This is a genomic window from Micromonospora sp. NPDC047527, assembly GCF_040643015.1.
Classification (GTDB): domain Bacteria; phylum Actinomycetota; class Actinomycetes; order Mycobacteriales; family Micromonosporaceae; genus Micromonospora.
In genome coordinates, this window is the sequence record NZ_JBEYTK010000001.1 from 974,045 (window position 1) to 996,709 (window position 22,665).

18 protein-coding genes and 1 pseudogene are annotated in these 22,665 nt (G+C 73.6%); 12 read left to right on the forward strand and 7 right to left on the reverse strand.

What is annotated here, in order from left to right; all coding sequences use genetic code 11:
• Positions 1-137: 137 nt before the first annotated feature.
• The 3 genes from ABZ808_RS04105 to ABZ808_RS04115 are packed head-to-tail and all read left to right on the forward strand — an operon-like array spanning position 138 to position 1,759.
• Positions 138-704 carry a dienelactone hydrolase family protein gene (locus ABZ808_RS04105; protein ID WP_357000625.1) on the forward strand — a complete coding sequence of 189 codons (567 nt, stop codon included), beginning with the start codon at positions 138-140 and terminating at the stop codon, positions 702-704.
• Positions 705-760: 56 nt separating this feature from the next.
• Complete coding sequence (locus tag ABZ808_RS04110; RefSeq protein WP_357000627.1) at positions 761-1,156, forward strand: hypothetical protein; 396 nt, start codon at positions 761-763, stop codon at positions 1,154-1,156.
• 57 nt (positions 1,157-1,213) lie between these two features.
• Complete coding sequence (locus ABZ808_RS04115) at positions 1,214-1,759, forward strand: YciI family protein (protein WP_357000629.1); 546 nt, start codon at positions 1,214-1,216, stop codon at positions 1,757-1,759.
• Positions 1,760-1,761: 2 nt separating this feature from the next.
• On the opposite strand, the gene ABZ808_RS04120 is transcribed toward ABZ808_RS04115, so the two are convergent.
• Complete coding sequence (locus tag ABZ808_RS04120) at positions 1,762-3,918, reverse strand: adenylate/guanylate cyclase domain-containing protein (RefSeq protein WP_357000631.1); 2,157 nt, start codon at positions 3,916-3,918, stop codon at positions 1,762-1,764.
• A 192-nt stretch (positions 3,919-4,110) separates the two neighbouring features.
• Between ABZ808_RS04120 and ABZ808_RS04125 the strand changes: the two genes are divergently transcribed.
• The 5 genes from ABZ808_RS04125 to ABZ808_RS04145 all read left to right on the forward strand — a co-directional run bounded on the left by ABZ808_RS04125 (position 4,111) and on the right by ABZ808_RS04145 (position 12,528).
• Positions 4,111-7,008: an AAA family ATPase gene (locus tag ABZ808_RS04125; RefSeq protein WP_357000633.1), complete on the forward strand. Its 2,898-nt coding sequence runs from the start codon at positions 4,111-4,113 to the stop codon at positions 7,006-7,008.
• A 131-nt stretch (positions 7,009-7,139) separates the two neighbouring features.
• Positions 7,140-7,910, forward strand: a complete 771-nt coding sequence (locus tag ABZ808_RS04130) for a DUF5995 family protein (RefSeq protein WP_357000636.1) — start codon at positions 7,140-7,142, stop codon at positions 7,908-7,910.
• 355 nt (positions 7,911-8,265) lie between these two features.
• The gene (locus ABZ808_RS04135; RefSeq protein WP_357000637.1) at positions 8,266-8,667 is read left to right on the forward strand and encodes a hypothetical protein; all 402 of its coding nucleotides are present in this window, start codon (positions 8,266-8,268) and stop codon (positions 8,665-8,667) included.
• 87 nt (positions 8,668-8,754) lie between these two features.
• The gene (locus tag ABZ808_RS04140) at positions 8,755-10,851 is read left to right on the forward strand and encodes an amino acid transporter (protein ID WP_357000640.1); all 2,097 of its coding nucleotides are present in this window, start codon (positions 8,755-8,757) and stop codon (positions 10,849-10,851) included.
• Between the two features lie 171 nt (positions 10,852-11,022).
• On the forward strand, positions 11,023-12,528 hold the full coding sequence (locus ABZ808_RS04145; protein ID WP_357000642.1) for a hypothetical protein: 1,506 nt from the start codon (positions 11,023-11,025) through the stop codon (positions 12,526-12,528).
• A gap of 224 nt (positions 12,529-12,752) precedes the next feature.
• On the opposite strand, the gene ABZ808_RS04150 is transcribed toward ABZ808_RS04145, so the two are convergent.
• Entirely contained in the window at positions 12,753-12,959 is a 207-nt protein-coding gene (locus ABZ808_RS04150; protein ID WP_306271566.1) for a hypothetical protein, read from the reverse strand.
• Between the two features lie 252 nt (positions 12,960-13,211).
• Here ABZ808_RS04150 and ABZ808_RS04155 point away from each other — a divergent pair, with 252 nt between their 5' ends.
• Positions 13,212-14,039, forward strand: coding sequence for a hypothetical protein (locus ABZ808_RS04155; protein WP_357000644.1), 828 nt, complete (start codon positions 13,212-13,214; stop codon positions 14,037-14,039).
• Positions 14,040-14,054: 15 nt separating this feature from the next.
• Here ABZ808_RS04155 and ABZ808_RS04160 read toward each other — a convergent pair whose 3' ends face one another.
• The 5 genes and pseudogenes from ABZ808_RS04160 to ABZ808_RS04180 all read right to left on the reverse strand — a co-directional run bounded on the left by ABZ808_RS04160 (position 14,055) and on the right by ABZ808_RS04180 (position 19,462).
• Positions 14,055-15,260 (reverse strand): low temperature requirement protein A, encoded by a 1,206-nt coding sequence (locus tag ABZ808_RS04160; RefSeq protein WP_357000647.1) that lies wholly within the window; start codon positions 15,258-15,260, stop codon positions 14,055-14,057.
• A gap of 267 nt (positions 15,261-15,527) precedes the next feature.
• Positions 15,528-15,845, reverse strand: a pseudogene (locus tag ABZ808_RS04165) (helix-hairpin-helix domain-containing protein); the annotation flags it as partial.
• 1,030 nt (positions 15,846-16,875) lie between these two features.
• The gene (locus ABZ808_RS04170) at positions 16,876-18,225 is read right to left on the reverse strand and encodes an NAD(P)/FAD-dependent oxidoreductase (RefSeq protein ID WP_357000650.1); all 1,350 of its coding nucleotides are present in this window, start codon (positions 18,223-18,225) and stop codon (positions 16,876-16,878) included.
• A 1-nt stretch (position 18,226) separates the two neighbouring features.
• Positions 18,227-18,574: a TcmI family type II polyketide cyclase gene (locus tag ABZ808_RS04175; RefSeq protein ID WP_357000652.1), complete on the reverse strand. Its 348-nt coding sequence runs from the start codon at positions 18,572-18,574 to the stop codon at positions 18,227-18,229.
• Between the two features lie 93 nt (positions 18,575-18,667).
• A complete protein-coding gene (locus tag ABZ808_RS04180) occupies positions 18,668-19,462 on the reverse strand; it encodes a BTAD domain-containing putative transcriptional regulator (RefSeq protein ID WP_357002740.1) in 795 nt (264 codons plus the stop codon).
• Positions 19,463-19,911: 449 nt separating this feature from the next.
• Between ABZ808_RS04180 and ABZ808_RS04185 the strand changes: the two genes are divergently transcribed.
• The 3 genes from ABZ808_RS04185 to ABZ808_RS04195 are packed head-to-tail and all read left to right on the forward strand — an operon-like array spanning position 19,912 to position 22,654.
• Positions 19,912-20,250: a TcmI family type II polyketide cyclase gene (locus tag ABZ808_RS04185; RefSeq protein WP_357000655.1), complete on the forward strand. Its 339-nt coding sequence runs from the start codon at positions 19,912-19,914 to the stop codon at positions 20,248-20,250.
• Complete coding sequence (locus ABZ808_RS04190) at positions 20,247-21,992, forward strand: acetyl-CoA carboxylase carboxyltransferase subunit alpha (RefSeq protein ID WP_357000658.1); 1,746 nt, start codon at positions 20,247-20,249, stop codon at positions 21,990-21,992. The genes ABZ808_RS04185 and ABZ808_RS04190 overlap by 4 nt, the downstream gene beginning before the upstream one ends.
• Positions 21,989-22,654, forward strand: coding sequence for a biotin/lipoyl-containing protein (locus ABZ808_RS04195; RefSeq protein WP_357000660.1), 666 nt, complete (start codon positions 21,989-21,991; stop codon positions 22,652-22,654). Before ABZ808_RS04190 ends, ABZ808_RS04195 begins: the two co-directional genes overlap by 4 nt.
• Positions 22,655-22,665: the final 11 nt, after the last annotated feature.

Genomic DNA, 22,665 nt, shown 5'->3' on the forward strand with positions numbered 1-22,665 from the left:
ATGCGGTGTCGATCACGCGAGGTGCGAGCCGGGACCGTCCCTCGGATGTCGTGACCGGTCGGCGACGCAGGGGCTGGTCCGACGTCCGTCCCGCGTGGCCACACCGGACGGACGCCCGGCTGCGGCAGGATGATCGGATGCGACACGTCGTGCTGTTCCACTCCGTGTACGGGCTGCGGCCCGCCGTGCGTACCGCCGCCGACCGGATGCGCGCCGCCGGGCACCGGGTCACCACCCCCGACCTGTACGGCGTCGCGGCCACGGACACCGTCGAGGACGGCTTCGCGCTGCTCGACAAGATCGGCCACGAGGTGGTGCTCGACCGGGCCCGGGCAGCGCTGCGCGACCTGCCAGCGGAGACGGTGCTCGCCGGCTTCTCGATGGGCGCCGGTGTGGCCGGTGCGCTGCTGGCCGAACGCCCCGACTCCGCCGGTCTGCTCCTGCTGCACGGCACCGGTGGCGCGCCGGACGTGGTCCGCGCCGGGCTGCCGGTGCACCTGCACCTCGCCGACCCCGACCCGTACGACGCGCCGGACGAGGTCGATGAGTGGCAGCAGGCGATGATCGACACCGGCGCCGACCTGACGGTCTTCCGCTATCCCGGCGTGGGACACCTGTTCACCGACCCGGACCTGCCCGAGTACGCCCCGGAAGCTGCCGCGGAGGCGTGGCCGAGGGTGCTGGGGTTCCTGGCGGCCTGCTGACCGCCGGTCGGTTGTCGACCGGCGGCGGTCATCGAAGGCACCTTCGATCCGATACGTTGGGGCCTCACCCAGGTCCGCCCCGGGCACAGGGTCTCTGGGCCGAGATCTTCCAGGCCGCCGGGGTCGCGCGCCTGACGGCTGCGCCCAAGGTGGACGCGGACAAGGACTTCCCGCGTACGTCCGATGGGTTGGCGGGTCTGCTCGACGCCGCCGGGCTCACCGGAGTGCGTTGCAGGACGGTCAGCTGGGCGCATCGCACGGACCCGGAGGCGTGGTGGAGCGGCCCGGCCAACGGCATCAGCACGCCGGGTCTGGTGATGGAGGCCCAGCCGCCAGAGATGATCTCCCGCATTCGTGCCGCATACGACGAGCTGACAACCGCCTACCGCAACACGGAAGGACTGCTGGCGCTCCCCACCGCGGCGCTGCTGGCCTCGGCGTCCGTGCCGTAGGACGACCAACCAGGGCCCGTCCCGTGGCGGCGTGCCACCGCGTCGAGAATGGGGGGCATGGAGTTTCTGTGCTATCACCGTGACCGGCCCGGCTCGGCGACGCTGCGGGACGAGCTGCGGGAAGAGCACTGGTCCTACATGGACCGGTACGCGGCGACGATGATCGCCCGTGGCCCGACATTCGTCGGCGACACGCCCACCGGGAGCGTGCACATCGTCGGTGTGCCCGATCCGGCCGCTGCTCGGGCGTTCGCCTTCGACGAGCCGAACTATCAGGCCGGCGCGTACCGGGACGTGCTGCTGCGCCGGTGGCGCAACGCGCTCGGCCGCACGATGTGGGATTTTCCTGGAGGTCGGACTGGCGGCGACCGGTACCTGGTGCTCGGCCTCGGTCGAGGGCAGGCCGCCGACCTGGCCGTGCCGCCCGACTCGCAAGACCTGATCGCGTACGGGCCGATGCTGTCCGACGACGCCGCCACGTGGCTCGGTACCGCCGCACTGGTGCGGGCGTCGGACCCGGACGCGGCGCGTGCCATCCTGACCCGGGATCGGTACGCCGACATCGAAGTGCACAACTGGCAGTTCGGCGGGCGGCCGTCCTGACCTCAGGCGGCGGCCAGATGGCCCGAACGGCGGATCAGCGGCGAAAGCGGCACCGCGTGTGCGGTGCCAGGCGGAGCGCCGACGCCGGAGAGTGGGCCGCGTCCGGCTGATCCCAGGACAGCGGGCGGCGTGCGGGTCGACGCTGGGCGTCGGTCGCGGCCCGGGGACCGGTGAACACCCGTGTTGGCGGGCGGCCCGGACGAGTGGGTCGGCGGCACGGCACCGGCCGCCGCGACGGCTCGCAGGTGGCGGTAGGACGGCGGACGGCTGATACCGGGAGTCGGCGTGGCCGCTCGGGTGAGTGTCGTCGCGGTGGGGATGAGCTGGTGCACATCCTCCACGTGCGGGGCGGCGGCACGAACGGCACCAGCGCGATCCTCGCGCGGGACGGCGCGCGGCCGGACGGTGTCCAGGCGCGGGGTGTCCAGGCGAGGGACGTCGGCGCCCCGGCGGACGAAGACGGCCCGCAGCGCGCGCGGTAGCCGCTCGGCGGCGACCTGGCGCAGAGCGGGCGCGGCGAACACGTAGCCGCCGGCGCGGCGGGGGAGCAGCAGGCCGGCGGCGACCAGGTCGCGCAGCGCCTCGGTCGACCGCCCGGGCGTCCAACCGAGGGCCCGGTCGACGGTCGCTCCGGAGATCTCGCCGCCGAGGGTGCCGGCCGCCATCAGCACCGCCCGGTGCTCACCGCCGAACTGGTCCAGCTCCGCGCCGGCGTCCCGACGGACCGCCTCGGGCAGCTCGGGCGCCGCCGGGTCCGCGCCCGCCGTGACCGCCGCGACGTACGCGACCGCGTGCCCGGCTCGCCCGCCCACCAACGGCAGCAGCCGATCCACCAGGGCGACCGGCTGGCCGGCACGGGCCAGCAGATGACGCAGCAGCCGGCCGGACTGCACGGTGGCCAGCGGCCGGACCGTCACCCGGCGGGCGGGGCCGGGCCGGGTGTCGGCCCACTGCGGCTGGTGCACGGTGATGACGGCCAGCGGCAGCCCGCGCGCCGTCGCCGCGCTGAACAGCGTGTGCAGGAACCGGCTCGCCGCGGGCGCAGCCCGGTCCACGTCGTCCACGGCGACGACCAACGGTCGGTCAGCGGCCAGGCGCAGCAGGACGTCCCGGCAGATCGCGGCGCCGGTCAGCGCCTCGGCCGTGCCGTCCGGGGCGGCCAACAGGCGCTGCAACGCCGGCACCGCCGTGGCGACCCGGTCCGGCGCAAACAGCGGCGTCAGGGTGCCGGTCAGGCGTTCGCGGACGGTTGCCAGGCCGTCACCGTGACGGATCCCGGCGAGGCCGCGGAGCAGCTCCGCGACCGGGGCGAGGACCTGGTCCGGGTACGGCGGGCAGGCCACCACGCACCAGCGCACCGGCGTGCCGTCCACCGTGGGCAGTGCCCGGGTCAGCTCGTGCAGCAGTCGGCTGCGGCCGCTGCCGGTGGGGCCGACCAGGGACACCCAGCGGGGGCTGCGCTCGTGCAGCGCCCGGGTGAGCTGCTCGGAGATGGTGGCCAGCTCGCGGCGGCGGCCGATCAGCGGACCGTCGTGCCGGTCGGCTCTGGCGCGTACCGGGCCGACGGCGTGCCAGACGGGCATCGGCGGGACCCGGCCGCTGACCGGCACCGGCGCCAGTTGGCGTTGGGCGATCAGGCCGGCGGTGGCCCGGGCGGTGGTGGCGCAGAGCGCGACGGCGCCGGCTGGGGCGTACTCCTGGAGGCGGGCCGCAGTGGTGATCACCGCGCCGCTGGCCACGCCGTGGCCGCCGCTGACCGCGTCGCCCAGGTCGACCACCACCTCGCCGGTGGCCACGCCCACGCGGACCCGCAGCCTGATGTCGTCGACCATCGGCCGACGGTCCAGCGCGGCCTGGATCTCCAGCCCCGCGCGCACCGCCCGGTACGCGTCGAAGCCGTCGGAGTGCCGTGCCCCGAACAATGCCATCACCGCGTCGCCGACGTACTTCTCGACCACGCCCTGCCAGCGGTGCAGTACGCCGGCGACGGTGTCGAAGTACGCGCGTTGCAGGGCGCGGACGTCCTCCGGGTCGAGCCGGTCGACCAGCGCGGTGGAGCCGACGATGTCGACGAACAGCACGGTGACGGTGCGTCTCTCCGCCGGCACCGGCCAGTGTGGGTGGTCGGTCCGCGGACTGTCGGCGACAATGGTGATCATGGGTAGCGCACCGGTCCTTCCCCGCTGACGGCTGACGACCTCCGGAGATTGGCATCTGTGGGCTGACAGGGGATCTGCTGAACGACGTATGTCGGCCACACGCAACCTTTAGTCGCAATGTCGACGCGAGGAGTACCACAAGCGGCAGATGGCCGTAGAACGGTCCGGGGCGGTGTGATTAGGCTGCGTGCCATGGCCAGCGATGTGGACACCGCACCGCTCGTGGGCCGGGCCGAGCTGGTGCAGACGGTTCGGTCCGCCCTGATCGGTGACGTGGCACAGGGGCAGACGGCCGCCGTCTTCCTCACCGGCGAGAGCGGTGTGGGCAAGACGCGCCTCCTCGGTGAAATCGGTGCCGGCCTGCGTGACCAGGGCGCACTCGTGCTGACCGGCAGTTGCCTGGACATCGGCGACGCCTCCCCGCTGCACCCGTTGCTGCAGGCGCTGCGGCGTTTCGACAACGACCTGGCCCCCTCGCAGACGCGTACCTCCGCGGCGGTGCGGGGCCTGTTGCAGATGTTCGCCGACGAGACCGGCAGCCCCGACGGCGCGGGCGCGCTGCTGGAGCGGGTGTCCCGTGGGCTGCACCTGATCGCCGAGGGGCGACCGCTGGTGCTGATCCTGGACGACCTGCAGTGGGTCGACCGCAGCACCCGGCAACTCCTGCTCTACCTGCTGGCCGGTCTCGGTGACCTCCAGCTGTCCGTGCTGGCCGCGGTGCGCGCCGAGTCGTTGCAGGGCGCGCACCCGTTGCGCCGGGTGCTCACCGAGCTGCGCCGGCTGCGGACGGTGCGGGTGCTCGACCTGGCGCCGCTGGATCGCGCCGACACCGAGGTGCTCGCCGCCGCGGTGGTCGGCCGTGCGCTAGCCGCCGAGGCGGCCGAGCAGGTGTGGCAGCGCAGCGGCGGAAACCCTTTCGTCGTCGAGGAGTTGGCGCGCGATCTGCGCGACGGGCGGGACGGGCTGTCCGAGACGCTGCGGGAGATCTTCCTCGACCGGGTGGACGCGCTGCCGCAGCACGCGCACGCCGTGGTGCACGCGGTGGCCGCCGGCGTCGAGCCGGTGCAGCACTGGCTGCTGGCCGAGGTGCTGCGGCTGCCGGAGGAGGAGCTGATCGACGCGGCCCGCGCCGCCGTCGCCCACCGGCTGCTGGTCGGCGCCGACGACGGCTACCGGCTGCGACACCGTCTCGTCGCCGAGGTGCTGGCACACGAGTTGCTCCCGGCCGAACGCTCCGGGCTGCACCGTCGCTACGCCGAGGCGCTGACTGCGGCGCCGGGCGAGCTGCACCAGGCCCGGTTGGCGCATCACTGGCGGCTGGCCGGCGAGCCGGCCCGGGCGTTGCCGGCGGCGGTGGCCGCGGCCCAGGAGGCCGAGCGGCTGCACGGCTACGCCGAGGCGCACCGGCACTGGTCGGCGGCGTTGCAGTTGGCCGGCGACTCGGGTTCGGTGGCGGCCGACCGCGTCGAGCTGCTCGGCAACGCGGCCGAATCGGCCCACCACTGCGGGGAGCACGCCCGCGCGCTGGCCCTGCTGGAGGAGCTGGCCGAGGTGCAGGGCGGGGAGCCGACCTGCGCGCTGCACATCCGCCGGGCCCGTTACCTGGCCGCGGCGGGGCGTTCGGCGCTGGCCGAGGAGGAGTACGAGCGGGCGCTGGAGGCGGCGGACTGCTCGCCGCGCGAGCGGGCCACCGCCGCCGCGCGCCTCGCCGAGCTGCTGCTGCACCTGGGCCGGTACGCGGACGCCGGGCAGCGGGCCCGGGAGGCGCTGGCACTGGCCGCCGACGTGGAGGGCTCGGCCACCGAGGTGGTGTTGGCCAGCTCGGCGCTGGGCTTCAGCGACGCCTGCCTGGAGGACCCGGAGGCCGGGCTGGCCGTCATGCGCCAGGCCCTCGACACCGCCGAACGCGCCGGTCAGCCGGAGGACGTGGCCTGCGCGTACCTGCACCTGGCGGAGCTGTTGACCGGGCCACTGAACATCCTCGAGGAGGGGGTGGTGGTGGCCCGGCGGGGCGCCGAGCGGGTGGCCGAGCTGGGTCTGGGCCGTACCTGGGAGACCCGGCTGCTGGCCATCGCCACCAACGGGCTGTTCCGGGTGGGCCAGTGGGCCGAGGCGGAGAAGGTGGTCGCCGCCGCGCTGCGACACCGACCGTCCGGAGCGGACGCTGTCGAGCTGCTGCTGGCCCGCTGCCGACTCTCGGTGGGCTACGGCGACATCGAGGCCGCCGACCGGGATCTCGACGCGGTCGCGACAGTGCTCGCCGGTGGCGGCGCCCGGCACGTCATCCCGCTGCTCACCCTGCGCGCCGGACTGGCCATGTGGGAGGGCCGGCACGACGTGGCGCGGCAGGCGGTGCAGCGCGGCCTGATCGAGAGCCGTTCGGACGACGTCACGATCCTGTCCGCGCTGGTCTGGCACGGCCTGCGCGCCGAGGCGGAGGCGCACGCGAGCCGCACCGTCGAGGTGGACCCCACGGCGGTACGTCGGCTGCGCGACGTGGCCGACCGCGTCGCTCGCAAGAGTCTCTCCGCGGCCCCGCCGGTGCGGTCGGTGGTGGACGGCTTCCTGGCCCTCTGCGCCGCCGAGGTGAGCCGCCTCGACGGCAGCGACCCGGAGCTGTGGGCCACCTCGGCCGCCGAGTGGGACCGGCGTAACCACCCCTACCCGGCGGCGTACTCGCGGCTGCGGCAGGCCGAGGCCCTGCTGGCCCGGCGCAGTCGGCTGGCCACCGCCGGCCGGCTGCTCCGTGAGGCGTACCAGATGGCGCAGGGGTTGGGCGCGGTGCCGTTGACCTCGGAGATCCGGGAGCTGGCCGGGCGGGCCCGGGTGCCGCTGCAGGAACACGACAACGCCGGCGCCCGGGGCGGCGCGCCGGCCGAGTCGGTCGACGACGATCTGGCCGCACTCACCGCGCGCGAGCGGGAGGTGCTCGCCCTGGTCGCCGAGGGGTTGACCAACAAGGAGATCGGGCAGCGGCTGTTCATCAGCGAGCGGACGATCGGCGTGCACGTGTCGCACATCTTCGACAAGCTCCAGGTCCGCACCCGGGTCCAGGCCAGCGCGATCCAGCTGCGCAACGGGCGCGGCTGACCGGCCGGTCCGTCAGCGGCGCCTGTGCGCGCCGGATACGTCGTTCTACTGATCCCGCGTACGGGTGGTGGCTGAGAGGCTGTGCCCCGTCGACGGCGGCACAGTGGTGCTGCGCACACCATGGAGGAGAGATGACCGAACCGGTCTGGGGGCCTGTCCACCGGGACATCGTCGACCTGCTCGCCGATCACCCCGCGGACGTGCCGGCGGTGGTCGATCACCTCACGAAGCTCCAGGACATGCTGGTGCGACTGCCGCCGTTGGAGGAGAGCTGCCCGCTCGCCGACTTCAACAAGCTCTACCTGACGATCACCAGCAGCGTGCTCGACGGCCTGTACGACGACCGTTTCGTCGACCCGGTGTTCCTCTCGCGGCTGGACGTCGAGTTCGCCGCCCGGTACTTCGACGCGATGCGGTTGTGGACCGACTCCAGCCCCGGCACGCCGAAGGCGTGGTCGTGCCTCTTCGAGCGGATGCGCGGGCCGGACGCCCGTCCGTTGCCGTCGGCGGCGGCCGGCGTGAACGCGCACATCAACTTCGACCTGCCGTTCGCGCTGGTGACGACGTTCGACCACCTGGAGTCGGAGCCGGTCGACGGCAGCGACCAGCACCACGACTACCTCGAGATCAACAACATCTTCGCGGACAAGATCCCCGGTCTGCGCCGCGGCTACCTGGAGCGGTGGCAGCTGCTGATCGACATGCTCAACGGTGAGATCGACGACTGGTACCAGGGGGAACTGGTCGAGTACACCCGCGATGTCGCCTGGCGCAACGCGCAGAGGATCTGGCGGTGCCGGCACGATCCGGACGCCCACGAACGTGAGCGCAGGCGGTTGGACAACAACGCCGCCGCGCTCGGCCGGCTGCTGCTCTCGCCCCTGGGGGCGTTCCTGCAGTAGCCGGGACGGGGGGTCCCCGCGTTCCGCCCGGTGGGGGGCGGCGGAGCGCGGGGGCGCGTCCCGTCCGCTCCGCCCACCCCGCGTTCGTGTTCCGCGGCGCGGGGGGAGGTGGCCGGTCGGCCCCGGGGGGTGTCGACCGTCCGCCGCCGTCGGCCGGCCCGGGGGGTGCCGGCCGGCGGGGGAGCGGCCTGGCGTCGGCCGAAAATCCCGGGTGTCGGGGGGCCGGTACGGGGTACGCCCGCGCCATGACCGTCCTGGCCCGGCGCCGGCCCGCCGCCCGACCCCGGCCCGCCCGACCCGGCCCGCTGCGCCCGGGTGGCCCGGTGCCCCGGCCCGCCGCCCGGCCGGGTGCGCGATGACCGGCACCCCGATCCGGTTTCCGTTCCGCTTCGACCCGGTGTTCCGCCCCGCGCTGGCGCTGCTGGGTGTCCGGCCGGCGACCGCCTGGGTCGCGGTCACCGAGCGGGATCTGCTGATCCGGTACGGGCCGTGGCGCCTGCGGACCGACCGACGGAACGTGACCGCCGCCGAGGTGACCGGCCCGTACCGCTGGTGGCGGGTGATCGGCCCGCACCTGTCGCTGGCCGACGGTGGTGTGAGCTTCGGCAGCAGCACGGCCGGCGGCCTCTGCCTGCGCTTCGGCGTACCGGTGCCGGCCCTGGCGCCCGGGGGGTGGCCCCGGCATCCGGCGGCCACGGTGACCGTGGCCGACCCACCCGCGCTGAGCCGGCTGCTCAGCGCACCGGACCGACCCTGAGCAGGCCATCCACGTGCCCGGTTCCGCCGGTCGGGCCGTGGGCTACCGCCTACCGTCGGATCAGAACCTGCGAGGGTGGGACGGGCGATGGCTGACGAGCACCAGGGGAGACCGCGACGGTGGAGCGGCCGACGCCACACATCGACCGGGCCGGACCCGGCGCTGCGCGCCGCCCGCGACCCGGCCCGCCCGCATCGGGGCGGCCGCCGGGGTGTCGTGGTGCCCGAGCGGGTCGCCAGCCCGGCCCGGTCGGCGCCGCCGACGAGCCCGCTGCGCCGGTGGCTGTTCCAGCACCAGGTGCAGCCGCCCGGCCCGGAGACGGCCGAGGGGCAGAACCGCCGGCACGCCTGGTGGCAGGTGATGTGCCTGACCGGGGTGGACTACTTCTCCACCCTGTCGTACCTGCCGGGCATCGCGGCGGTGGCGGCCGGTGCGCTCTCCCCGCTGGCGACGCTGCTGATCGTCGCGCTCACCCTGTTCGGCATGCTGCCGATGTACCGCCGGGTGGCCCAGGAGAGCCCGCACGGGCAGGGCTCGGTGGCGATGCTGGAGCGGCTGTTGCCGTTCTGGCGGGGCAAGATCTTCGTGCTGGTGCTGCTCGGGTTCGTGGCCACCTCGTGGATCATCACGATCACCCTGTCGTCGGCCGACGCCACCGTGCACCTGCTGGAGAACCCGTACCTGCCGGACGCCATGCACGGCCCCGTCGTCCCGGTCGTGGTCACGGTCGTGCTGCTGCTCGTCCTCGGCGGGGTGTTCCTGCTCGGGTTCCGCGAGGCGGTGGTGGTCGCGATCCCGCTGGTGGCGGTCTTCCTGCTGCTCAACGCGGTGATCGTGGTGGTCGCGGTGTCCCGGATCGTCGCCGACCCGGCCATCGTGTCGGACTGGACCGCGGCGCTGACCGAGGGCGGCGCTGGCCCGGGCCAGGTGCTCCTCACCGCCGTGCTGGCCTTCCCGCTGCTGGTGCTGGGCCTGTCCGGGTTCGAGACCGGGGTCAGCATGATGCCCCTGGTGGCGGCCGACGGGCCGGACCGGCAGGCCCGGCTGGCGGCCCGGATCCGCAACACCCGCCGGCTGCTCACCACCGCCGCGCTGATCATGTCGGTCTACCTGATCTCGACGACGTTCGTGACCACCGCGCTCATCCCGGCCGAGGAGTTCCGCCCGGGCGGCGGCGCGAACGGCCGGGCGCTGGCCTTCCTGGCGCACGCCTACCTCGGCGAGGCCTTCGGCACGATCTACGACGTGAGCAGCGTGTTCATCCTGTGGTTCGCCGGCGCCTCGGCGATGGCCGGGTTGATCAACATCGTGCCGCGGTACCTGCCGTCGTACGGCATGGCCCCGGAGTGGGCTCGGGCGGTGCGCCCCGTGGTGATCGTCTACACCGTGGTCAGCGTCGCCATCACGATCGCCTTCCGGGCCGACGTCAACGCCCAGGCCGGCGCGTACGCGACAGGCATCCTGGCGATGATGGTCTCCGGCGCGGTGGCGGTGACCATCTCCGCGGCCCGCCGCCACCAACGCCGTGCCGCCGTCGGCTTCAGCGTGCTGAGCCTGGTGCTGCTGTACGCGCTGATCGAGAACGTCTTCGAGCAGCCGGACGGGATCACCATCTCGGCGCTGTTCATCCTCGGCATCGTCGCGGTGTCGCTGATCTCCCGGATCACCCGGACCACCGAACTGCGGGCCGAGCGGATCGAGTTCGACGAGCCGGCCCGCCGGTTCATCACCGAGTCGTTGGCCCACGACGGGCAACTGCACCTGATCGCCAACAAGCGGCAGAACGGCTCGCTGAAGGAGTACACGATCAAGGAGCGTGCGCAGCGGGGGATGAACCCGGTGCCCGGCGCCGCCGACGTGCTGTTCCTGGAGATCGACGTGGTGGACCCGTCGGAGTTCAGTCAGGTGCTGCGGGTGCACGGGGTCGAGGTGGGCGGCTTCCGGCTGCTGCGGGCCAGCAGCCCGGCCGCGCCGAACGCGATCGCCGCGATCCTGCTGGCGTTGCGGGACGCCACCGGGGTCCGGCCGCACGCGCACTTCGAGTGGTCGGAGGGGAGCCCGATCGCGCACCTGCTGCGCTATCTGATCCTCGGCCGGGGTGACACCCCACCGGTCGTACGGGAGATCCTGCGCCGTACCGAGCCGGATCCGTCACGTCGACCGGGCATCCACGTCGGCGGGTGAGTTGCGCACCATCTGGTGAAGAAAAGATGAATGACAGCGTTCTTCACGTTCACACCTTCCTGTCCGTATTGCGGACATATCGTGACGTTTGGTGGTCGGCGGTTCGTCGAGTGCCCCGCGCCCGGATCGGCGCGCGGTCACGTTTACGCAGCCAGGAAGGCAGGCACCCTGATGTCCACGTACCAAGGAGGAGACCCGGCACGACCCAGACGGCGGTCCCGATGGTTCTTAGCCGGCGGCTTCCTGGCCGGGAGCCTGGTGGTGGGGGCGGCCGGAGTGGCGGGCGTCGCCGCCGCGGCCGACCGCGACCTTTCGCTCCCGGGCCTGGGCAGGCTCAGCGCCGCGGCCCGCGAGGACGACCGGCGGGTCGACGACCGGCCGGAGCGTGCCGGCGACGACGCCGCGCGGGCCCCACGACAGGCGCCGGGCACCGGCAGGCGTGGCGTGGTCGAGGTGCCCTGCGACCCGGCGAAGCTGGTGGCGGCGCTGGTGACGGCCAACGCGGAGGGCGGCGGGGAGCTGCGGCTCGCGCCGAAGTGCCGCTACACCCTCGCCGACGCGTTCCAGGAGAAGGACCAGTACGACGGTGGGATCCGCGACGCACGGGAGGCGGCCGACGCCGCGGAGACCCCCGGTGACGCGGAAGCGCCGCCGCGCAACCCGGCCGACGACACCGCTGGCCTGCCGGTGATCTACCAGCCCATCACGATCGACGGGGCGGGCGCCACCATCGCCCGGGACGCCCAGGCCGCCGCGTTCCGCTTCTTCACCGTCCGCGACGGTGGCGAGCTGACCCTTCGCGACGTGGAACTGCACAACGGCCGCTCGGCCATCGAGGGTGGCAGCCTGCACGTGGTGCACGGCGCCACCGCCGTGGTGGAGCGCGTCACCGTCACGCAGAGCACGTCGCTGTCGCCCGAGGGTGGCGGCGGTGGCTTCTTCAACGACGGCAACATGGTGGTCACCGACTCCACGTTCATCGGCAACAGCGCCGCCGGCGCCGCGGGCAAGGGCGGGGGCCTGCTCAACGGTGGTGTGCTGACGCTGAAGCGCTCCGAGTTCCACCGCAACAGTGCCAACGCGTACGGCGGCGGGCTGGGCAACTACCGGGGCGCGGCCGAGGTGGAGGGCGCCTCCTTCACCCAGAACAGTGCCGTGCAGGGCGGCGGGCTTGCCAGCTTCTCGGCCCGGACGAAGGTCTTCGACACCGAGCTGTTGAACAACACCGCGCAGATCGGTGGCGGCGCCGCGAACTCCGACGCGGTGCTGGTGATGCGCAAGATGACCATCCGCGGTAACACGTCCACCGTCAACGGTGGCGGCATCTCGACCGTGAAGGGCCTGACGCCGCTCGACGACAGCGTGGTCGACGGCAACACCACCCACGGCCTCGGTGGCGGCATCTACGCCGAGAAGGCGAACCTGCTGGTACGCGGCAGCGACGTGACCCGCAACGAGGCGGTCGGCGCGACGTCCAAGGGTGGCGGCATCTACGCCACGGCGGGCTCGGTGGCGCTCTACACCAGCAAGGTCACCCACAACGCGGCGACGGTGAAGCCCGGCGGCATCTTCGCCTCGCACGCCCAGGTCAAGCTCGACGACGAGAGCGTGGTCGTCGAGAACGAGCCGACCAACTGCGAGGGCAGCGCCGTGCCGATCTCGCACTGCTTCCGCTGAGCGTCAGACGCGCTACCCACCCCGAGCACGCTGCCGGTCGCCCGGACGATCATCGATCGTCCGGGCGACCGGCACGGTTCCCGCCCTCCGCGCCGACAAACGCGATCCGGAGGAGCGCAGGCCAGCCTCCTAGGACGCCCAAGGCGGTGTGTGCGGAGTGACGACTGGCGGGCAGCGAACGGCCCGCGCCCCTGGTCGGGCGCGGGCCGGCGGCTCGTGGTGTCCTACTTGGACGGCTCGGGCAGCTTGCAGTCGACCTTGGGGTTGGCGCCGATGTAGTTCAACGGCCCGGCCACGATGGTGACCAGGATGGTGCCGGCCTCGGCGCAGTTGGTGTCGTCTCCGCTGTAGTAGCCCCGCTGGCCCGCGGCGACCGCGCCGATCACCAACCAGATCACGACGATGACTCCGAGTATCGAGGTGCCGCGCATCGCTGCCTCCTGAAGGAATGTGGTGGATCTGAGGTGTACGCGTTGTACCCAATCGGGTCGCGCGGCTAACGGTGGTCGCCCACGACCCCGCCGGCTCATCCGTCCGGCCGATGCCATCGGCCCGTCGGTACCGCACCGGCATCGGCCGCCCGCACCGCGTACCGGTGCCCGGCTATCGGATCGACGACGGACCTCGCCGTCGCACGGGTCGCTGGACGTAGAACTGCGTCACGGCCTTGCCCAGGAGGACTCATGGACGCCCCGATACCGCCCCTGTACATCGACTGCCCGGAGGACGTCGCGGTCGCCGCCCGCGCGTTGGCCGGCGGCGCGGTCGTCGCGGCGGCGTTCGCCAACTTCTACGCCATCGTCACCCGTCCGGACGCCGCCACGGTGCGCCGGGTCAACCTGGCCAAGGGTCGCCCGATCAACCAGGTCGGCAGCGTCACCACCGGCGTCGGGCGGATTCCGGCGATGTTCGACTGGTCGCGGATCTCGCCCCGGTTGCCGGTGGGCCGGGTGCGGGCCCTGATGGACGCCCTCTACGGCGCCGGGCCGTTCGGCTTCCGGGGCCCGGCCACCGACGGGCTGCCCGAGCACCTGACCCAGGTCGACTGCGGTCTGCGCACCACCCAGGTCATCGCGCCCGGACTGACCTGCCCGTCGAACGCCTTCTTCGAGAGGGCGCTCGCCGAGACGGGCTCCGATCACCTCTACATCACCTCGGCGAACCGGTCCCGGCACCGCACCGGCGCGACCGACGAGCCGGCGCACTGGAAGTCCGGGGCCCTCGCCGCCGACTTCGCCGACCTCGACGACCTGGTGGTCCTCGTGCACCGCGACGAGGCGGCGGCCCGCGCCGCCTACCCCGGCTACCTCACCACCTCGGTGACCCTGCTCTCCTTCCACGCACCGGAGGGCGAGCTGGAGGAGCCGCCGGTGCTCACCGTGGACCGGCACGGCTCGCTGCACCTGGACGACGTACGCCGGGCCGCGGCGCCGCTCGGCCTGCAGGTGCGCCTCGGCGGTGCCGCCGGGCAGCGGCTGCGGGTCCGGGGGTACGCGGGCGCGCTGGTGTGAGGGGGACCGCCCAGCTCAGTGCGGTGGGACCGGCACCTCGGGTGGTCTGCCCCGACTGCGGCGATAGTCGGCGTAGGCGACGCCGGCCAGCACCAGCATGGCGCCGAGCGAGGCGAAGAACGGCGGCAGGAACAGCGCCGGCGACGCGATGGTCAGCAGCGCCAGGATGCCGCCCGGCCGGGACAGCGACACCCGGCTGAACACCTCGTACTCGAAGGCGGACCGGCCGGCCAGGAACAGCGCCGGGCCGCCGAGGATCACCGTCAGCCAGGCCGGTGGCGTACGGCCGGGGTGTTCGCGCAGCAGCAGCTCGAACCCGGAGGCGGTGGCCACCACTCCGGCGATCATCAGCAGATGGGTGTACGGCGCGCTGACCAGGAACCTGCTCGGTGACCGGGCCGTCTGGATGGCCACCGGCAGCAGCTGGCCGGACTTGTGGACGTAGATCCGCCACAGCAGCAGGGTGGTCCCGAACGCCACCGCGAACGCCCCGATGTTCACCGCCTCGGAGTGCGCCAGGCTGAACATGGTGCCGATGGTCAGGATGGCGTTGCCGAGGGCGATGATGAAGAACTGCTGGTACCGCTCGGAGAGATGCTCGGCGGTGACGTTGCGCTGCGCCTCCGGCACCACTCCGAGGCCCGGCACCGGGTACGCGAGCCGGAAGCCGACGTAGTCGATGGCGAGCGCGAGAGCCCAGCAGGCCAGCCGGGCATCACCACTGACGAACGCGCCGACGAGCCAGGGAATCGCCGACACCGCGAACCAGGTGAAGATCCGCGCCGCCCGGCGCTGGAACTGCGGGTCGTGACGCACGGTCGGCATCAGGAACAGCCCGCGCCCGAGGTGGATCGCCACGTAGGCGCCGGCGAAGACGAGACCCCGGGCGCCGAACGCCTCCGGGATCGCGGTCGTCATCAGCAGCGCGCCGAACATCACCGCGCTGATCAGCAGCTTGATCTCGGTTCGTTCCGGGTCGTACAGGTCGGTGACCAGAGTGGTGATCGCCCACGTCCACCAGACGGCGGCCAGCAGAATCAGCGCCTCGCCGGCCCGGTGCCAGTCGAGCCGCTCGACCAACTCGCGGGAGATGAGAGCGAGCGCGACCACGTACACCAGGTCGAAGAAGAGTTCGAGCAGCGTCACCCGGCGAGAGGCCTCCGGGTCGCGTGCCCGCACCCGGGCCTCGCGGGGCCCGGGCTCCGACGCGGAGTGGGGCACTGTCGCTCCTGCGGTGCCGGTCGACTCGGCGGACCATCCGGTCCACGTCGACCGACGCTAGCGAGCAGACGGCCGCGCTGCCCGGACTCGTCCGGTTTCCCCCCCGAACGAGGGTGATCCCTCTGGTCCCCTGGACGTCCGGGCGGCGCACTGTCCACGGTCGTGCGGCCGAGCCGATCACGGGCAGCGTGCGGTTGCCCGCCCGAACGGGCCGAGCCCCCGGCCGGCCGTCCCGTGGGAACGGCCGCCAGGGGCTCGATGTCACCGTCAGCCCTGGTCGCCGCCGGGCAGCACCGCGACCGCCTCGTCCGCGGCACCCGCCAGCACCCGCGCCTGCTGGGGCCAGGTCGCCAGGCTGGGCGCGGCCCGCAGGCCGGCGGCCCGGATCAGGTCCCGCAGCGCCGCCTCGTCCAGCTCGGCGAGCTGGCCGTACGTGCGGACTCCGGCGGACTGCAACGCCGCCGCCATCTTCGGCCCGACCCCCTGGATCCGGCGGAAGTCGTCGGCCGGGCCGGCGTCCGTGGCATCCGGTGCGCTGTCGGTGACCGAAGGCGCCAGCGGCGTGGCGGCCGGCCGGACCGGCGGCGTGGCCCGCGCCGGCTCGGCGTCGTCGGCGTCCGCCGACGTCGCGCCCGCCGCAACCGCAGCCGTCGTCTCGGCCGGGATGACCTCGGTGTACGCGACCTCGGCCGGCGTCGTCTCGGCCGGGATGACCTCGGTGTACGCGACCTCGGCCGGCGTGGCGTCGGCCGGCGTGGCGTCGGCCGGCGTGGCGTCGGCCGGCGTGACCTCGGCCTGCGGGGCGTCGGCCTGGGTGGCCTCGGCCGCCGGGGTGTCGGTGTGCGGGATGTCGTCCGCCGGCTCGCGGGGAGCGACGATGGTCGCCGGGGCGGGCTGCTCCTCGGTCGCGGCAGGCTCCGGCTCGGCGCGCACGTCCGCCGCGTCCGCCGCGTCCGCCGCGTCCGCCGCGTCCGCCGCGTCCGCCGCGTCCGCCGCGTCCGCCACGTCCGTGGCCGTCGCGGCCGGGACGGGCGGCGGGGCGTCGGTCAGGGCCATGTCGCCCAGGTCGACGGTGTTCGGGGCGTCCGCCGGGGCGGGATCGTCCGACGTGGTCACCGCGGCCGGAGCGCTGACCGTGTCGACCGGGGCCGGCTCGTCGACGAGCGCTACCGGGGCGGGGTCGACGGTCGCCGCCGGCCGGGCCTCGTCGGTGGTGGCCGGCGCCACCGGAGTGGCCACCCTGGCCAGGCCGGCGACCGGGTCACCATCCACGATCGACGGACCCTGCCCGCTGGCCCGTGCGTCCTGCCGGCCGCGCAGCAACCACCCTGCGGCCAGGCCCAGCACCAGTGCCAGTACCACTATCAGCGAGTGTCCGATAGACCACTCCACGGCGAACCTCCCTCTCCTGTCGTCGGAAAAGTCACGAGAAAAACTCGCCGCAGCTTCGCACATGCGCTGTGACGACGACAGGAGGGATCGGTCGGGGAGGGTGTGGGTGGGACGAGCACCTCGCGGGGTGCGTGACAGGTGACGCAGCGTCGCGCCGGGACGCCCTCGCGCGGCAACCGACCCGGGCGCGGGGACGCCGTGCCCGGGTCGGTGGCGGCGGGGCTCAGTCCTGGTCGCCCTCGTAGGTGTGGAAGTCGTCGACGAACCGGCGACGCAGGCGCGGGACCCGGCTGGTCACTCCGAAGTAGCCGCGTGCGCCGAGCAGCGCGAGCCGACCCACCACCGGCCGGTACATCCGGTCGTCGCCGTTGGTGCCGCTGCGGTTGAGCGACTCGGTGACCCGCGCGAAGCCGTACGGCACCATCGCTGCCTCGTAGTCGGCCACGGCCTGCACCAGCGTCTTGTCGCCGTCGACGGCGCGGGTGAGCTGCTGGCAGAGCAGGCGGGCGTCGCGCAGCGCGGTGTTCGCGCCCACCCCGCGTCCCGGTGTCATGGTGTGGATGGCGTCGCCGAGCAGCGTGACAGTGGTGCTCTTCCAGGGCGGCACCGGCACGGAGGTGGCCACCCTGATCGGCAGGGCGCTGCCCGGATCGGCGCGACTGAGCAGTTCCCGCAGGTGCGGATGCCAGTTCGGGGTGAGGTCCAGGGCGAGCCCGATCAGGGCGTCACCCCGTAACTGCATGACATCGGCGGGAAAACGGCGGGCGGTGCTCCAGATGATCAGGTTGATGTTGTCGGTCGTGGTGTCGTGGGCCAGGCCGGGCCAGCCGCGCAGCAGAGCGGCGTCGGCGTCACCGACGCCAGGTTTGATCGCCCGGTCGGCGCCCCACTTGAACTCCATGACGTGCAGGACGCCCATCATCCCGCCGGTGCCGAAGATCAGCGAGATGCCCTGACGGACCCGCTCCGGAACGAGGTCGCGGGTGTGCGGGGTGAGCGGGATCCTCGTGGCGATGTTGATGGTGCCGGCGTCCCGGATGACCGCGTGCGGCAGGTACTGCCGGCGTACCGCCGAATGTGTGCCGTCGGCGGCCACCAGCAGGTCGCCGGTGGCGTTGGTGCCGTCGGCGAAGTACGCGGTGACGGTGCCGTCGTCGCGCTGCTCGTACCGGACGAAGGTCTTGTCGAAGTGCACCACGTCGGTCAGGCCGGTCAGCAGGACCTGGCGCATCGTCATCCGGGCCACCGAGTGCTCGGTGTGCACCGGGTCGGCATCCGGTCGCAGCGCGAACGAGGCGGTTTCGCTCAGCTTCTGGGTGACCACGTTGAAGTAGCGCGGCGGCCGGGCGCAGGTGGCCAGGAAGGTGGCGAACAACTCCGGGGGAAGGCACTCGCGCAGCGCCCGGCTACCGGTCGGGCCGATGCCCACCCGGTAGCCGAGCAGCCCTTCGGTGCGGTGGTGGTGCCGTTCGTAGACGGCGACGCTGATCCCGGCGCGGCGCAGGCCGTGCGCCAGGCACAGCCCGCCGGTGCCGGCACCGATGATCAGGACGTGGGGCGTCGTGGCGGACACGTCAGCCGGCCGGGTGCGCCGCGGTCGCGTCGACCGCGTCCCATCGGTAGAAGCAGGCGGCGATCGCGTCCTGTGGGGAGCGCCAGGTCGACAGGTACGGCGACGTGTGCGCGGCGAGCCGCTCGTTGACCTGCCGAAAGAGCGGATGGTTGCGGGCGGCGGCGAGCGCGTCCGGGTCGACGTCCGAGGTCTCGATCAGGTGCACGTACAGGTCGTTCAGGCTGTAGAGGGATCGGTGGACGACACCGGTGAGACCCGGCAACTCGGTCGCGTCGGACTCGGCGAAGATCTGCGCGACCCGACCCTCCGCGCCCGGGACGATCCGGCTGACGATCAGCAGACGACTCATGGAACCCCTTCCGCCGGTGGCCGCTTCCGGCCCTCGGGCCGGCGGTCACGTGCTCGTTTCGCCCACCGTCGCGCAGGGTGTGTCACCTCGCCGTCACGTGCGCCGGCCCGCCGGTGACGGCCGGCCGGAGACCTCCCGGCCGGTGCCCACCGGGCGGGAGGCCGCGCGGATCGGGGCGAGCGTGTCGTCGAGCAGGGCGCTCATCGCCGGGCTGGGCTCCAGCCGCAGCTCGCGGCGCAGCAGGTCGCGGTAGACGTAGAAGGCGTGCACGGCCTCGAAGGCGTTGCCCTCGGCGAGATGGATGCGGACCACCAGCCGGTGTGGCGTTTCGCGGAGCGGCTCGGCGGCCATCGCCTCCAGCGCGGCCTGCAACGCCTCGCCGTGCCGGCCCGCGACGAGGTGCTGCGCGGCCACCTGCTCCAGCATGTGCAGGCGCAGTTGACGCAGTCGCTCGCGTTCCAGCAGCACCCAGTCGTCGTACCAGCCGGGCAGCAGGTCGTGGCGGCCGGCGGCGAGCGCCCCGGCGGTGGTCCGCACGTCGTCGCCGTCGCGGACCCGGGCGGCCGTGCCGACCAGCTCGTCGACGTCCAATCGGACCGTCGGGTGCAGCCGGACCGTGTCGCCGGCCATGGTCATCGGGCAGCACGGGTCCTGTCGCAGCCGCCACAGCGCGGTGCGCAGCGACGACAGCGCCCTCTCCTCCGACGCGTCGGGCCAGAGCAGCCCGGCCAACTGGCTGCGAGGGGCGCCGGGGCGCAGCCCGATCAGCGCCATCACGCGCTGCAGACCGCGCGGCACGACGACCGGTGTGGTGTCGCGCAGGAGCCGGAAGCCGCCGAGCAGGTGCAGCGAGACGTCGGCTGCTTGAGGACCTCCGGCGGTCGGCATGGGCGGATCAGCGGTCACGGCGGCACCCCCTGCGGAACGCTCGTCCCGACTGTCTGCTGTGTCCCGGATGGTTGCCCGTGACGCCGCTGTCGACCCCTGCGGTGGGGCGCGACCACGGCCACCCGGGCGCGGCGCCGCCCGCCGGAGCCGCCGGGCTGACCGCGGTGAAGATTATCAATCGCGGTCACGGTGAGTCAACGGCGGCGTCAGCCTTCTGTCGATAGTCGGGCAACCGTGAGATCGGTTCTGAACTGCTCAAACATTGATCGAGGGGCAGCGTGCACATAGCTGACTCACAGGTTGAATCAACGCAGCGTCACCATCTGGCGTCGCTGGCCGGTCGGTCGCGGTGACGCCGTCGTGACGAGGGCTGCCGCATCGTGTCGGCAGTCGTCCAGCGCGCCCGGGGGCTCACCCGCCGGCCGGACGCCGTGGGGGGAGGCCCAGCCATGGACCGATCGTTGATTGTCGCGAAGGTCGTCCCGACCGCCGAGGAACAGGTGGCCGAGATCTTCGCCGAGTCGGACGCGACGGAGTTGCCGCGCCTGGTCGGCGTCCGGCACCGCTCGCTGTACCGACTGCACGACCTCTACGTGCACCTGCTCGAAACCGAGCATCCGGCGCAGGGGGCCGTGGAGGCCGTCCGGGACCACCCCGAGTTCGTACGGGTCAGCGATCGGCTCCGGCCGTACGTCTCGCCGTACCTGCCGACCTGGCGTTCGCCGCGCGACGCGATGGCGCAGTGCTTCTACCGGTTCGACGCCGCGGACGCCGGGCGGCGCTCGTGACCGCCACCGCGCCTCGGGAGGAGCAGCTGTGGTCCCGCTGCGCCGGTTGCGCGAGCCTGCTCTACCGCAAGCGGTTGCGGCGCAACCTGGACGTCTGCCCGGAGTGCGGGAAGCACGCCCGGCTCGGCGCCCCGGAACGGTTGCGGCAGCTCGTGGACCCGGGGTCGCTGTGCCTCCTGCCCGACCTGCTGCCCGAGGTGGACCCGATCGACTTCGTCGACGTGCTGCCGTACCCGCACCGACTCACCGCCGCGCGGGCCGGCACCGGCCTGCCCGAGGCGGTCGTCTGCGGCACCGCCACCATCGGCGGGCACCCGGCGGCCCTGGCGGTGATGGACTTCCGCTTCCTCGGGGGCAGCCTGGGCTGCGCGGTGGGCGAAATGATCACCCGGACCGCCGAGCGGGCGCTGGACGACCGCATCCCCCTCATCCTCGTTACCGCGTCCGGCGGGGCGCGGATGCAGGAGGGCGCGCTGTCGCTGATGCAGATGGCCACCGTCAGCCAGGCCATCGCCGCGCTGCGCGAGGCGGGTCTGCTCACGGTCAGCGTGCTCACCGACCCGACCTACGGTGGGGTGGCGGCGTCGTTCGCCACCAACACCGATCTGGTGCTGGCCGAGAGCGGTGCCCGGATGGGCTTCGCCGGCCCTCGGGTGATCCGCCAGGTCACCGGCCGGGCGCTGCCCGAGGGGTTCCAGACCGCCGACTTCCTGCTGCGCCACGGCCAGGTGGACATGGTGGTGCAGCGCCGTTCACTGCGCGGCCGACTGGCGGCGCTGCTCGCCGCCGCTCCCGGTGGCCGCCCGGCCCGTCCGCCCGTACCCCGGCAGGAGCCGGCGTCGTACCGCGGGCGCCTGACCGGCGGCGGCCCGGTGGTGGACGCGACGCGCGGGGCCGCCGTCGACGGCGGCCCGCAGCCGGCGGGACAGGACGCCTGGGACACCGTGCGGATCGCCCGTCACCCGGGCCGACCGACCACACTGGACTATCTCGACTCCGTCTTCGACGGGTTCGTGGAGCTGCACGGCGACCGCCTCGGCGGGGACTGCCCGGCCGTCGTCGGCGGCGTGGCCCGGCTGGCCGACCGGCACGTGATGGTGATCGGCCACCAGAAGGGCCACACCACCGCAGAGCTGGTGGCCCGCAACTTCGGCATGGCCAGCCCGGCCGGGCACCGCAAGGCGCTGCGGTTGATGCGCCTCGCCGCCCGGCTCGGCCTGCCGGTGGTCACCCTCGTCGACACGCCCGGCGCCGATCCGGGCGTCAGTGCCGAGGAGCACGGCCAGGCGGCGGCGATCGCGGAGAACATCCTCGCCCTCACCGTGCTGCCCACCCCCGTGCTCGCGGTGATCACCGGGGAGGGTGGCAGCGGCGGCGCGCTGGCCCTGGCGGTCGCCGACCGGGTGCTGATGCTCCAGCACGCCGTCTACTCGGTGATCAGCCCGGAGGGCTGCGCGGCCATCCTCTGGCCGGACCGACCCGCGGCGCCGCAGGCCGCCCGCGCGCTCCGGCTGACCGCGCCCGAGCTGTGCCGCCTCGGCGTGGTCGACGAGATCGTGCCGGAGCCGGCGACGGCGGCGCACGACGACCCGGCGGAGACGGCCCAGCGGCTGCGTGCCGCGTTGCTGACCAACCTGCTGCCGCTGCTGGACGTGCCGCCCGCGATCCTGGTCCGCCAGCGCAGGCAGCGGTTCCGCCGGTTCGGCGCGGCCCGCGCCGGCACCCGGGCGGGTGCCCGGTGACCGCCGGACCGGGCGCCGACATCGCCGCGACCGACAGCCTCGTCGGCCTCGACGACCGGCTCGGCGGGCACGACGAACCCCGTCGCGACACCCACCCGCCGCGCGACCCGAGCCCCGTCGCCACGACGTCGAACGGCGGCGTCCGCCTCGACGGGCGCCGCCCGAAGGACGAGCCCGGATCCGCCGACGACGCGGTGGACGGCGAGGAGGTGCTCGCCGGGCTGCGCCGACAGGCACGGCACCTGATCGCCGAGTTGGCCGGGCCGGTACGCCGCATCCAGTTGCGCAGCGGGCCGACGGTGCTGGAGGTGGAGTGGCACCCCGGCGAGGCGGCGGCACGGCCGGACGTACCCCCGGATCCGCCGCCGAGTGGGACGGCTCCCACCCCGCCGGTGTCGCTGATCCGGCCGCCGGTTCCCGGGCGTACGGCCGTCCGGGCACCCATCGTCGGCACCTTCTACCGGGCGCCGGAACCCGGCGCCGGACCGTTCGTCGCGGTGGGCGACCTGGTCCGCCCGGGACAACCGGTCGCCATCGTCGAGGCGATGAAACTGATGAACGAGGTGACCGCCGACCGTGCCGGTCGGGTGGTCGCGATCCTCGTCGAGGACGGTCAGCCGGTGGAGTACGACCAGCCGCTGGTCGAACTGGATCCGGCCTGACGGCGCGGGTG

Excerpts from the sequence above, each read along its gene's own strand:
- ABZ808_RS04105 (WP_357000625.1), top strand. The coding sequence starts at position 138 with ATGCGACACGTCGTGCTGTTCCACTCCGTGTACGGGCTGCGGCCCGCC.
- ABZ808_RS04115 (WP_357000629.1), top strand. The coding sequence starts at position 1,214 with ATGGAGTTTCTGTGCTATCACCGTGACCGGCCCGGCTCGGCGACGCTG.
- ABZ808_RS04120 (WP_357000631.1), bottom strand. The coding sequence starts at position 3,918 with ATGATCACCATTGTCGCCGACAGTCCGCGGACCGACCACCCACACTGG.
- ABZ808_RS04125 (WP_357000633.1), top strand. The coding sequence starts at position 4,111 with ATGGCCAGCGATGTGGACACCGCACCGCTCGTGGGCCGGGCCGAGCTG.
- ABZ808_RS04130 (WP_357000636.1), top strand. The coding sequence starts at position 7,140 with ATGACCGAACCGGTCTGGGGGCCTGTCCACCGGGACATCGTCGACCTG.
- ABZ808_RS04135 (WP_357000637.1), top strand. The coding sequence starts at position 8,266 with ATGACCGGCACCCCGATCCGGTTTCCGTTCCGCTTCGACCCGGTGTTC.
- ABZ808_RS04140 (WP_357000640.1), top strand. The coding sequence starts at position 8,755 with ATGGCTGACGAGCACCAGGGGAGACCGCGACGGTGGAGCGGCCGACGC.
- ABZ808_RS04145 (WP_357000642.1), top strand. The coding sequence starts at position 11,023 with ATGTCCACGTACCAAGGAGGAGACCCGGCACGACCCAGACGGCGGTCC.
- ABZ808_RS04150 (WP_306271566.1), bottom strand. The coding sequence starts at position 12,959 with ATGCGCGGCACCTCGATACTCGGAGTCATCGTCGTGATCTGGTTGGTG.
- ABZ808_RS04155 (WP_357000644.1), top strand. The coding sequence starts at position 13,212 with ATGGACGCCCCGATACCGCCCCTGTACATCGACTGCCCGGAGGACGTC.
- ABZ808_RS04175 (WP_357000652.1), bottom strand. The coding sequence starts at position 18,574 with ATGAGTCGTCTGCTGATCGTCAGCCGGATCGTCCCGGGCGCGGAGGGT.
- ABZ808_RS04180 (WP_357002740.1), bottom strand. The coding sequence starts at position 19,462 with ATGCCGACCGCCGGAGGTCCTCAAGCAGCCGACGTCTCGCTGCACCTG.
- ABZ808_RS04185 (WP_357000655.1), top strand. The coding sequence starts at position 19,912 with ATGGACCGATCGTTGATTGTCGCGAAGGTCGTCCCGACCGCCGAGGAA.